General features: G+C 73.8%; 12 protein-coding genes. 7 read left to right on the forward strand and 5 right to left on the reverse strand.

Going from position 1 to position 13,691, the window contains the following annotated elements; all coding sequences use genetic code 11:
- Positions 1 to 205: 205 nt before the first annotated feature.
- On the forward strand, positions 206 to 646 hold the full coding sequence (locus tag ACH4ZX_RS27660) for a hypothetical protein (protein WP_398278186.1): 441 nt from the start codon (positions 206 to 208) through the stop codon (positions 644 to 646).
- A gap of 71 nt (positions 647 to 717) precedes the next feature.
- Here the strand turns inward: ACH4ZX_RS27660 and ACH4ZX_RS27665 are convergent, their stop codons facing one another.
- The 5 genes from ACH4ZX_RS27665 to ACH4ZX_RS27685 form a co-directional block, all read right to left on the reverse strand.
- Complete coding sequence (locus ACH4ZX_RS27665) at positions 718 to 855, reverse strand: hypothetical protein (protein WP_398278189.1); 138 nt, start codon at positions 853 to 855, stop codon at positions 718 to 720.
- A 760-nt stretch (positions 856 to 1,615) separates the two neighbouring features.
- Positions 1,616 to 1,999: an ArsR/SmtB family transcription factor gene (locus ACH4ZX_RS27670; RefSeq protein WP_398278192.1), complete on the reverse strand. Its 384-nt coding sequence runs from the start codon at positions 1,997 to 1,999 to the stop codon at positions 1,616 to 1,618.
- A gap of 211 nt (positions 2,000 to 2,210) precedes the next feature.
- Entirely contained in the window at positions 2,211 to 2,585 is a 375-nt protein-coding gene (locus ACH4ZX_RS27675) for a hypothetical protein (protein ID WP_324788276.1), read from the reverse strand.
- Between the two features lie 341 nt (positions 2,586 to 2,926).
- Positions 2,927 to 3,343, reverse strand: a complete 417-nt coding sequence (locus tag ACH4ZX_RS27680; protein WP_398278194.1) for an ATP-binding protein — start codon at positions 3,341 to 3,343, stop codon at positions 2,927 to 2,929.
- Between the two features lie 228 nt (positions 3,344 to 3,571).
- On the reverse strand, positions 3,572 to 4,285 hold the full coding sequence (locus tag ACH4ZX_RS27685) for a TetR/AcrR family transcriptional regulator (RefSeq protein WP_398278196.1): 714 nt from the start codon (positions 4,283 to 4,285) through the stop codon (positions 3,572 to 3,574).
- 461 nt (positions 4,286 to 4,746) lie between these two features.
- On the opposite strand from ACH4ZX_RS27685, the gene ACH4ZX_RS27690 reads away from it, so the two are divergent.
- The 6 genes from ACH4ZX_RS27690 to ACH4ZX_RS27715 all read left to right on the forward strand — a co-directional run bounded on the left by ACH4ZX_RS27690 (position 4,747) and on the right by ACH4ZX_RS27715 (position 13,669).
- Positions 4,747 to 5,871 carry a CaiB/BaiF CoA transferase family protein gene (locus ACH4ZX_RS27690; RefSeq protein WP_398278475.1) on the forward strand — a complete coding sequence of 375 codons (1,125 nt, stop codon included), beginning with the start codon at positions 4,747 to 4,749 and terminating at the stop codon, positions 5,869 to 5,871.
- Positions 5,871 to 6,896: an LLM class F420-dependent oxidoreductase gene (locus ACH4ZX_RS27695; protein WP_398278199.1), complete on the forward strand. Its 1,026-nt coding sequence runs from the start codon at positions 5,871 to 5,873 to the stop codon at positions 6,894 to 6,896. The genes ACH4ZX_RS27690 and ACH4ZX_RS27695 overlap by 1 nt, the downstream gene beginning before the upstream one ends.
- Positions 6,897 to 6,957: 61 nt before the next feature.
- A complete protein-coding gene (locus ACH4ZX_RS27700; protein WP_398278202.1) occupies positions 6,958 to 8,100 on the forward strand; it encodes an acyl-CoA dehydrogenase family protein in 1,143 nt (380 codons plus the stop codon).
- 70 nt (positions 8,101 to 8,170) lie between these two features.
- Positions 8,171 to 9,385 (forward strand): acetyl-CoA C-acetyltransferase, encoded by a 1,215-nt coding sequence (locus tag ACH4ZX_RS27705; RefSeq protein ID WP_398278205.1) that lies wholly within the window; start codon positions 8,171 to 8,173, stop codon positions 9,383 to 9,385.
- Between the two features lie 68 nt (positions 9,386 to 9,453).
- Positions 9,454 to 11,637: a 3-hydroxyacyl-CoA dehydrogenase NAD-binding domain-containing protein gene (locus tag ACH4ZX_RS27710; RefSeq protein ID WP_398278208.1), complete on the forward strand. Its 2,184-nt coding sequence runs from the start codon at positions 9,454 to 9,456 to the stop codon at positions 11,635 to 11,637.
- A 211-nt stretch (positions 11,638 to 11,848) separates the two neighbouring features.
- Positions 11,849 to 13,669, forward strand: a complete 1,821-nt coding sequence (locus ACH4ZX_RS27715) for an AMP-dependent synthetase/ligase (RefSeq protein ID WP_398278210.1) — start codon at positions 11,849 to 11,851, stop codon at positions 13,667 to 13,669.
- The last annotated feature ends 22 nt before the right edge of the window (positions 13,670 to 13,691 follow it).

The raw sequence follows: 13,691 nt of genomic DNA on the forward strand, positions 1-13,691 counted from the left end.
CGCGATCTGGCACAACAACGCAACCAACGCACCGATCACCCGGTCACTGATCGCCTATGACCACTGACCGGAGATCGGACTTACTCGTCTAGTGCGCCGATGGCGGGAGTGGCGCGTTCCGCTGCCGCCGGAGTCCGGGCGGCCCCGCCGAACGCGCGCCGGGCGGGGCGGGTTTGCCGTCGGTCTGAGCGGCAACGCGGTGTCCATGAGTGAACCGAACAGCAAACCGAGTCGAGATTCCGCAGCGACGCGGAGCACGGCCGCCAAGGCCCGGCGGACCGCCGGAAAGGCGACCGCCCCCGCGTCGAAGGCGGCGGACAAGGCCGCCGCGACGAGTGCTGACACGGCGTCGAAGGCGAAGGACGCGGCGAAGGACACGGCCGGGCGCACGGCCGGGACGGCCGGCCAGGCCGTGCAGACCGCGGCCAGGAGCGTCGACGCGGGACGGCAGGCCGTCGTCGCCGCGTCCGGGCAGGCCGCCGCGCTCGCCAGGACGGCGTGGACGGTGATCTCGCACCGCAGGCTCGTCGCGGCGGGCGTGGGCGCGGGCCTGACGGCGTTGAGCGCCACGTCGTACGCGGTGGGCCGGCGTGCGGGCCGGTGCGCGCACGGTCCGATCACCCGCCTGACCGGCGGGCGGATCTGACGCGCCGCACGTGTCGCCACCGCGGCCGGCCGACACGGCCGGCCGCGCCGGCGCGATGTCGCGGCGCGTGCTCAACCGCCGCCGCCCACCAGGTCGTTCAGGCGGGTGCCCTGCCCCCAGCGGCGCAGGGCGAAGCCGTCGACCAGGCAGGTCCTGCCCTGACGCCGTGCCCACCGCACGTCGCGGTCGGCGAAGGTGCCGCGATGCACGACCAGACGGAGATACGGCTCCTCGCCGCCGCCGCGGTGCGCCGCGGTGCGGGTGGGGATGTGGCAGGTCCTCGTCGGGCAGCGGCTCGGCCACCGGGCGGAAGGCCACCTCCAGCCGACGGCCCTCCCGGTCCCGGGCGCACAGCCGCGGACGGTCGGGCGCCGGCAGCAGCCGCACCCGCCAGCCGTCCCGCCGCAGCATGCGCGCGACGGCCAACGCCATTTCCTGGGTGCCCAGTTCGAGCAACTCGTCCGGGGTGTAGTAGCCGAGCCGGCGGCGCGCGGCCGGTGACCGGCGCCGGACGGCGACCGTGACGGCGAGGCCGACGACCACCGCACCGGCGAGCGGGGCGGCGACTCCCGCGGCGCGGTATCCCGCGGCCAGCGCCGCGACCACCGCGCACACCGCCGCCACCAGCCCCGCGAGCGCCGGCAGCACCTCCCGCAGCCTGGGCCCGTAGCGTCCCTGGTCGCGCAGCAGACGTACGGCGCGTCGTCTGCGGGCACGACGTGACTCACGGCGGCCGGGAGTCCACGTCTGACGTGCCACAGTGCCGACTCCCCCCGACGCGCCGCCCGCTCCGGCCCGTGCCGGCCGCCCCGAGTGCAGGGATACCCAGCCGGCGGCCGGTTCTGTGACCGACGGAAACGATCCGGCCACCCACGCCCGCGCACTGATGCGTCAGGGGTGCCGGGCGCGTCCGGCGGGGCGCCGCCGAGGCCGGCGGAATCGGTCCGCCCGGCTCACCGCGGGACGCGCTCACCGCGCCTTCAACGGCGGCCGCGGCTGCGGGAACGGCGGGGCGACGGCCGGGGTGTCGGCCTGGCGGAGTTCGGCGAGGAGCTGGTTCTGCCCGGCGAGAAGCTCGGTGAGGATCCGCCGCGCCGCGCGCAGCAGCTCGGCGACGTCACCGCCGGCCAGGGCGTAGCGGACGGTGGAGCCGTCCCGTACGGAGACGACGATGCCGGACCGCCGCAGCACCGCCAGCTGCTGCGAGAGGCTGGACGGCTCGATGTCGATGTCGGCGAGCAGGTCCCGCACGGCCACCGGACCGTGCTGGAGCAGCTCCAGCACCCGGATGCGGACGGGGTGGCCGAGCATGCGGAAGAAGTCGGCCTTGGCCTGGTAGAGGGGGACGTGCATGGGCGCTCGCTCCCAGCAGGATCGGGTGGTACCGGACGGGACGGCCGCGGCGCGGCGATGTCCCGGGGTGCCGCCGCGGGGCGGCACCCCGGGATGCTGATCCTTATCGCCCCGGCCCGCGCGCAACCGCACATTGGAATCATGCTGATGTGGTGACTTGAAGAAATTTTCACATCAGGGGCGTGCGAAGCCCCGGTCCCGGGTGGACGGCCTAGATCTCGAGCTGTTCCTCCACCCGCGTCAGCTGGTGGCGTGCCATCGCCAGGTTCGAGCGGGCCTTGTCCAGGACCAGGTAGAGGAACAGCCCGTTGCCGTTGCGGCCGGACACCAGGCGGATGAGGTGGTACTGGCCCTCCAGCGTGATCAGGATGTCCTCGATCCTGCTGGCCAGGCCCAGCTGTTCCATGGTGCGCACCTTGGCCCGGATGACGTCCGTGTTGCCGGCCGCGGCGATCGTCAGGTCCAGGTCCTTGCCGCCGCCCAGCGTGCCGAGCGCCATCCCGCTGGTGTAGTCGACCACCGCGGCCCCCAGCGCCCCCTCGATGCCGGCCATCATCTCCTTCAGTGACACTTCCACACTCGCCACAGCGCCTCCCCTTGTCGTCCGTCGTCGTCCGTCGACTGCGGCGGGCCGGTCCTCGTCCCGGTCCCGCTCCGATGCCCGGACCGTACGCACATCGCCCGCGCCCCCGGAGCGGGTCTGCGGGACTGACTGCGGATGACCGGACAACGACCGGACGGGACCGTGCCCCGACGGGAACTGGCCTGCGTGGAACAGAAGTTGACAACCGGCGCTCGCGCGACGTCGAGGGTCACGGGCGCGGGACATGATCGTGGCCGCGCCCGCGTTCCAGCGCTGCACGAGGCCGGCCAGGGCCGGCGTCCGTCGGGCCAGGGCCGGGTGTCACACGGGGCCAGGGCCGGGCGTCACAGGGCCAGGACCGCGCGCACCCGGTTGCCGCCCCCGCTGACCGGGTCGACGTCGAGACGCTGGGCCAGGCTGTGCACCATGGCGAGGCCCCGGCCGCTCTCGCCCCACGTCGTGAGCGGCCGGACGCGGGGCCGGCCGGGGCTGCGGTCGTACACCTCGACGGTCACCTGTGTGTCGGACACCTGAAGGCGCAGGCGGCAGGTGCCGCCGTGCCGGGTGGCGTTGGCGACCAGCTCCGACACGACGAGGGCCGCGTCGTGGATGTGCCCGGCGTCCAGCCCCGCCGTCCGGTGGCCGCGCCACACCAGGAACTGCCAGGTCAACCTGCGCGCCCGGCAGGCCGATTCGGCCTCGTCGGGCAGCAGGTACTCGACTCCTACGGAACGCCGATGGGTACGCGGTCGCGTACGCATGGCGGATCACTTCCCCTCCTGGGCCGTCCGGCCACACGGTGACTGTCCACCCGGCCGCCGCAGGTCCTGCCCGACCGGGCCCACCCCTTCCTGATGCCCCGTACGGGTGACCGCGAACCGGCCGCCGACACCGTCTGTGCCGCGTCAGCCGGCGTCCGTGCCGCGTCGGCCGGCGTCCGCGTCGCGTCGGTCGGTGTCCCTGCCGGTTTGGCCGGTGTCCGTGCCGGGTCAGCCCGCGGCGCCCGCGTCCCTGCGCCGTCGCCCCCTGCCGGAGGGCCGGCCGGCGGGGCGGGGGACCACGTCCAGGCCGTTCAGCGCTCCCGGGTGGCCGACCGTGCCGAGGCTGAGCAGGACGTGCCGCTGGGCGACCTCCTCGGCGGTGAGCGGGCCGTCGGCCCGGTACCAGTTGGCCACCCCCTGGCACATGATCAGCACGGCGCGGACCGCGTCCGCGGGGATCGGCGTGGTGAACACGCCCCGGGCGATGCCCGCCTCGACCGTGTCGAGCAGCATGTGCTCCAGGTAGTCGCGCAACGCCACGTACCGGGCCCGGTTGCCGGGTTCCAGGCTGCGGATCTCGGTGTCCAGGAAGGCCAGTCCCTTGCGGTGGGCCATGTGGAGCACGATGGACTCGACCATGGCGCAGAAGCGGGGCAGCGGGTCGTCGCCCGCTTCGGCGGCGGCGGCCCGGCAGCGGTCGAGGACGTCCTTCATGGAGGTTTCCAGCAGCGTCGCGAGGAGCGCCTGCTTGTTCTCGTAGTGGTAGTAGAGCGCCGGGACGGTCACGCCGACCCGGCCGGCGATGTCGCGTACCGAAGTGCCGTGGTAGCCGTGCTCGTTGAACGCCTCCATGGCGTGCATCAGGATCGGGTGCAGGTCGAGTGGCCCATAGGCGCGCCAGTGGGACGCGGCGGTGGTCTCCTGGCTGGACTGGGTGCTCAACGGTGCTCCTCCGATGTGTCGCCGGCGACCGGCATTGTACGTGCGGCGGGCCCGACGACCCCGCACCTGATCGCTTATCGACCGCTCAGTTGCTGCCGGAGTCAGCGTTCCTGATCGAGTCCCTCTATGCAATGGTCCACGGGGCTCGGCGGAGAGAACTCCTCTTCAATCCGGCCTCGAAGGAGGATCGCCCAGCCCGGCTCCAGCTATTGACCGCTCCCGCCCTCATCCCTACCTTCTTAGCGAGCGCTAAGTAGAGTCCAGTCCGGAGGGCCGTCGCACGCCCTCCCCCGAGAGAGGGACCCATGAGCTCGACGAGCGGCGCCACCCTGCCGTACGGAACGGACCCGCACGCCTCCCCGGCCGCCACCTCCCCGGCCGCCACCTCCCCGGCCGCCACCTCCCCGGCCGCCACCTCCCCGACCGCCTCACCCGCCCGCCGCGCCGGACCGCTGACCGGCGTGCGCGTGCTGGAGCTGGCCGGGATCGGCCCCGCCCCCTTCGCGGCGATGCTCCTCGGCGACCTGGGCGCCGACGTCGTCCGCGTGGACCGGCCCACCGCGTCGCCCGTGGCCGTCGACCCCGTCCACGACCTCACCAACCGCAACAAGCGCTCCGTCCTGGTCGACCTGAAGTCGGCGGACGGACCCGGGCTGGTGCGCGCGCTCGCCGGACGCGCCGACGTCCTGATCGAGGGCTACCGCCCCGGCGTCGCCGAACGCCTCGGCGTCGGCCCGCGGGAGTGCCGGGCCGCCAACCCGGCCCTGGTCTACGGCCGGATGACCGGATGGGGCCAGGACGGGCCGCTGGCGCCCCGGGCCGGGCACGACATCGGCTACATCGCCACCGCGGGCGCGCTCGGCATGATCGGCGCCGCGGACGGACCGCCCGCCGTCCCCGCGAACCTGCTCGGCGACTACGCCGGCGGCTCCCTCTACCTCGCCGTCGGCGTCCTGGCCGCGCTGCTGACCGCGCGCGTCACGGGCGAGGGACAGGTGGTGGACGCGGCGATCGTCGACGGCACCACGCACCTGACCGCCATCGTGCACGGCATGCTCGCCGCCGGCTTCTGGCAGGACGGACGCGGACGCAACCTCCTCGACGGCGGCTGCCCCTACTACGCCGTCTACGAGACGCGGGACGGCGGCTGGATGGCGGTCGGCGCGCTGGAGCCGCAGTTCTACGCCGAGTTCGTACGCCTCCTCGGGCTCGCCGCCGACGAACTGCCCGACCGCGACGACCCGCGCCGGTGGCCGCGGCTGCGGGCCCGGTTCGCCGAACGGTTCAAGACCGCCGACCGGGACGCCTGGGCCGCCGTCTTCGAAGGCACCGACGCCTGCGTCGCCCCGGTGCTGTCCCTGCGGGAGGCCGCCGCCCACCCGCACCTGGTCCACCGCGGCAGCCTCACCGAGGCCCACGGCGTCACCCAGCCCGGCGTGGCGCCCCGCTTCTCCGCGACGCCCGGCTCGCTGCGCCTGCCGCCCCCCGTCCCCGGCACCCACAACACCGACGTGGCCCGCGACTGGGACGTTCCCGCACTCGCACCGGCGGCCCGGTGCGGCACCACCGACCAGGACGGAAACTGATGGAACTCTCCATGCCCCTGCAGTACGCGGGCGACCCGCGGACCGCGGCCGACGAGGCCGCCGCGCTGGAGCCGGCGGGCCTCGACGCGATCTGGGTGGCCGAGGCCTACGGCTTTGACTCCCCGACCGTCATGGGCTACCTCGCCGCCCGCACCGAGCGGCTGCGCATCGGCTCCGCCATCCTCAACGTGTACTCGCGCACCCCCGCGCTGATCGCCCAGACCGCCGCCGGACTCGACGCCCTCACCGGCGGCCGCGCGCTGCTCGGCATCGGGGCGTCCGGCCCGCAGGTCGTGGAGGGCTGGCACGGCCGCCGCTACGACAAGCCCCTCGGCCGCACCCGGGAGACGATCGGCCTGGCCCGCCGCATCTGGCGGCGCGAGGTGATCGAGCACCACGGCATCACCGACATGCCCCTGCCGCCGGAGAAGGGCGGCGCCCTCGGCAAACCCCTCAAGTTGCTCATCCGCCCGGTCCGCGACACCGTCCCCGTCTACGTCGCCGCGCTCGGCCCCGCCAACGTCCGCATGACCGCCGAACTCGCCGACGGCTGGCTGCCGTTCCTGTACGTGCCGGAACACGCCGGCAAGGTCTGGGGCGAGCCGCTCGCCGAGGGCGCCGCCCGGCGCGACCCGGCGCTGGGGCCGCTGTCCGTCGTCGCGGGCGGGCTGCTCGCCATCGGCGACGGCGCCGAGGCGGTCCGCGACCTGGTGCGGCCCCTCGTCGCGCTGTACGTCGGCGGCATGGGCGCTCCCGGCCGCAACTTCTACCACGACCTGGTCTGCTCCTACGGGTACGAGGCCGAGGCCGCCGCCATCCAGGAGCACTACCTCGCGGGCCGCAAGAAGGAGGCGGAGGCCGCGGTCCCCGCCGAACTGTGCGAACTGCTCTGCCTGGCGGGCCCCGAGGGCTACGTGCGGGACCGCGTCGAAGTCTTCCGGGAGTCGGGCGTGACCATGCTCAACGTCACTCCCGTCGGCCCCGACCCGGCCCGGCTCGTCGAGCGGGTCAAGAACTGGCTGTGAACGGCCGCCCCCGGTCCGTCGGCCGGGGCCCCGCACCCACCCACTGCGACGCGGAGGCGACATGGAACGAGACATCTACACCCCGGAACACGAGGCGTTCCGCGACACCGTCCGCACCTTCCTCGCCAAGGAGGTGCTGCCCCACCACGAACAGTGGGAGCACGACGGCATCGTGAGCCGCGACGTCTGGCGCGCCGCCGGCCGCCAGGGCCTGCTGGGCCTGGCGGTGCCGCAGGAGTACGGCGGCGGAGGCACCGACGACTTCCGCTACAGCGCCGTCCTCATCGAGGAGTTCGCCCGCGCCGGGGCGTCCGGCCTGGCCCTGAGCCTGCACAACGACATCGTCGGCCCCTACCTGACCCGGCTCGCCACCGAGGAGCAGAAGCGGCGCTGGCTGCCCGGCCACACCTCCGGCGAGATCATCACCGCCATCGCGATGACCGAACCCGGCACGGGCTCCGACCTGCAGGGCATCCGTACCACCGCCACCGACCGGGGCGACCACTACCTGCTCAACGGCGCCAAGACGTTCATCTCCAACGGCATCCTGGCCGACCTGGTCGTGGTCGTCGCCAACACCAGGCCGGAGGGCGGCAGTTCCGGGCAGAGCCTGCTCGTCGTGGAGCGGGACACGCCCGGCTTCGAGCGGGGCCGCAACCTCGACAAGATCGGCCAGAAGGCCCAGGACACCGTCGAGTTGTTCTTCGACGACGTGCGCGTGCCCAAGGAGAACCTGCTGGGGGAGGAGAACAAGGCGTTCTCCTACCTCATGGCCAACCTCGCCCAGGAGCGACTGGCCATCGCCGTGGGCGCGGCCGCCGCCGCGGAGCACGTCCTGCGACTGACGGTGGAGTACGCCAAGGAGCGCGAGGCGTTCGGCCGTCCCCTCGCCCGGCTCCAGCACGTGCGCTTCGAGGCCGCCGAGATGGCCACCGAGTGCGCCGTCACCCGCGCCTTCGTCGACCGCTGCATCACCGAGCACAGCCGGGGACGGCTGAACGCCGTGGACGCCTCGGCGGCCAAGTGGTGGGCCACCGAGCTGCAGAAACGGGTCGTCGACCGGTGCCTGCAACTGCACGGCGGCTACGGCTACATGACGGAGTACCGGGTCGCCAAGGCGTTCCTGGACGGCCGCGTCCAGACGATCTACGGCGGCACCACGGAAATCATGAAGGAGATCATCGGCCGCTCCCTGCTGGGTTGAGCGACCGCCCCGGCCCCGCGTCCCGCGAGGCGCACACCACGCCCCCCGACACCACCGGAAGGCACACCCTGTGACCAACGAAGCGTATCTGTACGAGGCGATCCGCACCCCGCGCGGCCGCGGCAAGCCCAGCGGCGCCCTGCACGGCACCAAGGCCGTCGACCTCGTCGTCGGCCTCGTCGACGAGGTGCGCCGCAGGTTCCCCGGCCTGGACCCGGCCGGCATCGACGACATCGTCCTCGGCGTCGTCAGCCCCGTCGGCGAGCAGGGCGCGGACATCGCCAGGACCGCCGCCCTGCTCGCCGGCCTGCCCGACACCGTCGCCGGCGTGCAGGAGAACCGCTTCTGTGCCTCGGGCCTGGAAGCGGTCAACCTGGCCGCCGCGAAGGTCCGTTCGGGCTGGGAGGACCTCGTCCTGGCGGGCGGGGTGGAGTCCATGTCGCGTACGCCGATGGGCAGCGACGGCGGCGCCTGGGCGCAGGACCCGCTGACCAACCACCTCACCGGCTTCGTCCCGCAGGGCATCGGCGCCGACCTCATCGCCACCCTGGAGGGCTTCACCCGCCACGACGTGGACGCCTACGCGGCCGAGTCCCAGGCGCGGGCCACCGAGGCGTGGAAGGAGGGCCGGTTCGCCCGGTCCGTCGTCCCCGTGCGGGACCGCAACGGCCTGCTGGTACTCGACCGCGACGAGCACATCAGGCCCGGCACGACCGCCGAGTCCCTCGCCGCCCTGAAGCCGTCGTTCGCGGACGTCGGCGCGCTCGGCGGCTTCGACGCCGTGGCGCTGCAGAAGTACCACTGGGTCGAGGAGATCGACCACGTGCACCACGCGGGCAACTCCTCCGGCATCGTCGACGGCGCGGCCCTCACCGTCATCGGTTCCGCCGAGGCGGGTCGGCGGCACGGACTGCGCCCGCGGGCCAGGATCATGTCGGCGGCCGTCTCCGGCGCCGACCCGACGATCATGCTGACCGGGCCGGCCCCCGCCTCCCGCAAGGCGCTCGCCAAGGCCGGGCTGACCCCCGCCGACCTCGACCTGGTCGAGATCAACGAGGCGTTCGCGGCCGTCGTCCTGCGCTTCGTCCGGGATCTGGACCTGGACCCGGCGAAGGTCAACGTCAACGGCGGCGCCATCGCCATGGGCCACCCGCTGGGCGCGACCGGCGCGATGATCCTCGGCACGCTCGTGGACGTACTGGAACGCCGCGACCTGCGGTACGGGCTGGCCACCCTGTGCGTCGGCGGCGGCATGGGCATCGCCACCGTCGTCGAGCGCCTGTGACCGCCGTCCGATCCGGCCCCCGCACCCCGCCACCCACCGGCCCGCACCCTCCCTGGAGCACACATCCCATGGCCCCCGACGCCGAAAGCCGCACCATCCGCTGGGAAGAGGACGCCGACCACGTGGTCACCCTGGTCCTCGACGACCCCGACCAGTCCGTCAACACCATGAACGCGGCGTTCATCGACTCCCTCGACGCCGTCGTCGACCGCCTCGACGCCCGCCGAGACACCCTCAAGGGCGTCGTCGTCGCCTCCGCCAAGAAGACGTTCTTCGCGGGCGGCGACCTGCGCGACCTGAGCGCCGTCACCCCCGAGACCGCCGAGCGCTCCTTCGAGGCGGGCATGCGCGTCAAACGCGCCCTGCGCAGGCTGGAGACGCTGGGCGTGCCCGTCGTCGCGGCCGTCAACGGTGCGGCCTTGGGCGGCGGTTACGAGATCGCCCTGGCCTGCCACCACCGGATCCTGCTGGACCGCCCCGCCGCCCGCGTCGGTCTGCCGGAGGTGACCTTCGGACTGCTGCCCGGCGGCGGGGGAGTGACGCGCACGGTGCGGATGTTCGGCGTCGCCGAGGCGCTGCAGAAAGTGCTGCTGGAGGGACGCCAGTTCGCCCCGGCCGACGCCCTCGCCGCCGGACTGGTCGACGAGCTGGCCGCCGGCCCGGACGAACTCCTCGCCAAAGCACGGGCGTTCATCGAGGCCCACCCGAGGTCCGCGCAGCCCTGGGACACCCCGGGCCACCGCATCCCCGGCGGCACCCCGGCCCACCCCGCGCTGGCGAAGCAACTGCCCGCGCTGCCCGCCCTGCTGCGCAAGAAGCTGGGCGGCGCGCCGTATCCCGCGCCGCGCAACATCCTCGCGGCGGCCGTCGAGACCGCCCAGGTCGACATCGACACCGCCTTCGTGATCGAGGCCCGCTACCTCACCGACCTGGTCACCGGTCAGACGGCCAAGAACATGATCCAGGGGTTCTTCTTCGACCTCCAGTCGGTCGACTCCGGCGCCAACCGGCCCCAGGAGCTGCCCGCCCGCACGGTGCGCCGGGTCGCCGTCCTCGGCGGCGGCATGATGGGCGCGGGCATCGCGTACGCCTGCGCCAAGGCGGGCATCGAGGTCGTCCTGAAGGACGTGTCCGAGGAGGCGGCCGAGCGCGGCAAGGCCTACTCGGCCCGGCTGCTGGACCGTGCCGTCGCCAAGGGCCGCACGACCGAGGCGGAACGCGCCGCGTTCCTCGCCCGCATCACACCCACCGCCCGGGCCCGCGACCTGGCGGGCTGCGACGCGCTGATCGAGGCGGTCTTCGAGGACCCCGCGCTCAAGGCCGAGGTGTTCCGGGAGGCCGAGAGCCACGTGGCCGCGGACGCGCTGCTGTGCTCCAACACCTCCACCCTGCCCATCACCCTGCTCGCCGAGGCCGTCGACCGGCCCAAGGACTTCATCGGGCTGCACTTCTTCTCGCCGGTCGACAAGATGCGCCTGGTCGAGATCGTCAGGGGGAGGGAGACGGGCGACGAGGCGCTCGCCCGCGCCTTCGACCTCGTACGGCAGATCGGCAAGACCCCGATCGTCGTCAACGACAGCCGGGGCTTCTTCACCTCCCGCGTCATCGGCCGCTTCATCGACGAGGGCGTCGCCATGATCGCGGAGGGCTACGATCCGGCGACCGTCGAACAGGCCGCCGCGCAGGCCGGCTACCCGGCCAAGGTGCTCGCCCTGATGGACGAGCTCACCCTCACTCTGCCGCGCCGGATCCGCGAGGAGACCCGCCGCGCCGCGGAGCAGGCCGGTCAGGAGTGGCGCCCGCACCCCGCCGACACGGTCGTCGACCGGATGATCGACGAGTTCGGCCGCACCGGCCGCAGCGGCGGCGCCGGCTTCTACGACTACGCGGACGGCCGGCGGACCCGGCTGTGGCCGGGGCTGCGCGAGCACTTCACCGACCCCGCGCTGCGCGACGCCGACCTGACGGAGCTGTCGGAGCGGATGCTCTTCGTCGAGGCCCTCGACTCCGTGCGCTGCCTGGAGGAGGGCGTCCTGGTCTCCGTCGCGGACGCCAACGTCGGCTCGCTGCTCGGCATCGGCTTCCCGGCGTGGACCGGCGGCGTCCTGCAGTACGTCAACGGCTATCCGGGCGGCCTGCCGGGATTCCTGACCCGCGCACGGGAGCTGCGCGACGCGCACGGCGAGCGCTTCGCCCCGCCCGAGCTGCTGATCCGCAAGGCGGAGCGCGGCCAGACCTTCACCGACGCCTGACCCGCACCGCGCCGCGCCGCGCCGCACCCGGGTGCGGCCCGCCGGCCGGGCCGCACCCGCGTTCCGCCGTACCCGTTCTCCAGCAACCCCGTTCTTACGCAACCCCGTTCTTACGCAACCCCGTTTTCCCGCACCCCCCTTCTCCCGCACCCCCTTTCTCCCGCAACCCGTTCACCCGCACCGTTCCGTCCCAGCCCGCCAGGAGGCCCACATGACACCAGCCCCGCGCACCGACGGGGAACACGAGGCACCGCCCACGCTGCCGCTCCTGCTGGAGCGCAACGCCCGCCTCCACCCCGACCTGCCCGCCCTGAGCTGGCAGGAGCCGGGCGGCACCGGGAGCTCGACGCTCACCTGGCGACAGGTGCGGGAGCACACCGCGCGCCTCGCGGCCGGGTACGCGGCGCTGGGCGTGGGCCGCGGTGACCACGTGCTGCTGATGATGGGCAACCGGCCCGAGCACTGGCTGTCCGACCTGGCACTGGTCCGCCTCGGTGCCGTGCCGGTGAGCGTGTACGGCACCGCCGCGCCCCCGCAGATCGCCCACATCGCCCGCAACTGCCGGGCGGCGCTCGCCGTGGTGGAGGGCGCCGCGCAGGCGGAGGTGTGGGCGCCGCTGCTGGACGACGACGGCACCCCGCTCGAGCGGCTCGTCGTCGTGGAGCCGGGCCAGGAGGGCCGCCACTTCCCCTACGCGGCGCTGCGTGCGGAACCCCTCCCCGAGCAGTTCGGCAAGGTGCTGGACACCGCGCGTCCCGAGGACCCGCTGACCGTCGTCTACACCTCGGGCACGACCGGCGAGCCCAAGGGCGTGGTGCTGTCCCACCGGCACGTGCTGGCCAACGCCCGCGCGCTGGACGAGGTGGTGGAGCTGCCGCCGCACGTGGAGCACATCTGCTATCTGCCCTTCGCGCACATCGCGGAGCGGATGCTCGGCATCTACCTGCCCTGTCACCGCGCCTCGCACGTCCATCTGTGCGCCGACCCGGCCGCCGTCGCCGACGCCGTGCGGGCCGTGCGGCCGCGGCAGTTCTTCGGCGTGCCCAGGATCTGGGAGAAGCTGGCCGCCGCGGTCCGCGCGGGCCTGTCCGCGCTGCCGGCCGAGCAGCAGAGGGCCGTGGAGGAGGCCATGCGGGTGGCCCGCGAGCACGTCGGCTGCCGCGAGCGCGGCGAGCAGCCGCCCGCCGAACTGGAGGCGGCGTACGCCCGGAGCCGCGAGCGGGTGCTGCTGCCGCTGCTGGCGGCGGGCGGCCTGGACCGGATCAGCTGGGCGGCCAGCGCCTCCGCGCCCATGCCGCTGGACGTGGTGCGCTTCTGGGCGGGGTTCGGGATCGTCATCATGGACGCCTGGGGCCTGACGGAGACGACGGGGGTGGCCACCAGCAACAGCCCCCGCACCGGGTTCCGGCTGGGCTCCGTCGGGCGTGCCGTCTCCTGCGTGCGGGTGCGGATCGCCGACGACGGGGAGATCGAGGTGCGGGGCGAGTCCGTCTTCGCCGGTTACCTCCAGCAGGACGGGTCGGTGCGCTCGGCGCTCGACGAGGACGGGTGGCTGCGGACGGGCGACATCGGCCGGCTCGACGACGACGGCTACCTCTGGATCACCGACCGCAAGAAAGAGATGATCATCACCTCGACCGGGAAGAACGTCTCCCCGGCGCTGGTGGAGAACACCCTCAAGGAACACCCCCTGATCGGGCAGGCCATGGTGCACGGCGACAACCACTCCTACCTGGTGGCGCTCCTGGTCCTCGACCCCGAGGCGGCTCCCGCCTGGGCCGCCGCCCACGGCATCGAGGCCGGCGACGATCCGGCGGCCCTGGCCGGGCACCCCGAGGTGCGCCGCGAGGTGGACCGGGCGGTGGCCGCCGCCAACAGCCGGCTCAACCGGACCGAACAGGTCAAGCGGTACCGCCTGCTGGGGCAGGAGTGGGGACCGGCGACGGGCGAGCTGACCCCGTCGCTGAAGATGCGCCGCAAGGTCATCCGCGAGAAGTACGCCACCGACCTGGCGCAGCTCTACGACGACTGAGGCGCCGCGTACCCGAAGGCCG

This window comes from Streptomyces sp. NPDC020490, from assembly GCF_044335305.1.
Lineage (GTDB): Bacteria > Actinomycetota > Actinomycetes > Streptomycetales > Streptomycetaceae > Streptomyces.

Coding starts and splice junctions, on each gene's coding strand:
- ACH4ZX_RS27710 (WP_398278208.1), top strand. CDS start 9,454: ATGGCCCCCGACGCCGAAAGCCGCACCATCCGCTGGGAAGAGGACGCC.
- ACH4ZX_RS27680 (WP_398278194.1), bottom strand. CDS start 3,343: ATGCGTACGCGACCGCGTACCCATCGGCGTTCCGTAGGAGTCGAGTAC.
- ACH4ZX_RS27695 (WP_398278199.1), top strand. CDS start 5,871: ATGGAACTCTCCATGCCCCTGCAGTACGCGGGCGACCCGCGGACCGCG.
- ACH4ZX_RS27660 (WP_398278186.1), top strand. CDS start 206: ATGAGTGAACCGAACAGCAAACCGAGTCGAGATTCCGCAGCGACGCGG.
- ACH4ZX_RS27715 (WP_398278210.1), top strand. CDS start 11,849: ATGACACCAGCCCCGCGCACCGACGGGGAACACGAGGCACCGCCCACG.
- ACH4ZX_RS27670 (WP_398278192.1), bottom strand. CDS start 1,999: ATGCACGTCCCCCTCTACCAGGCCAAGGCCGACTTCTTCCGCATGCTC.
- ACH4ZX_RS27700 (WP_398278202.1), top strand. CDS start 6,958: ATGGAACGAGACATCTACACCCCGGAACACGAGGCGTTCCGCGACACC.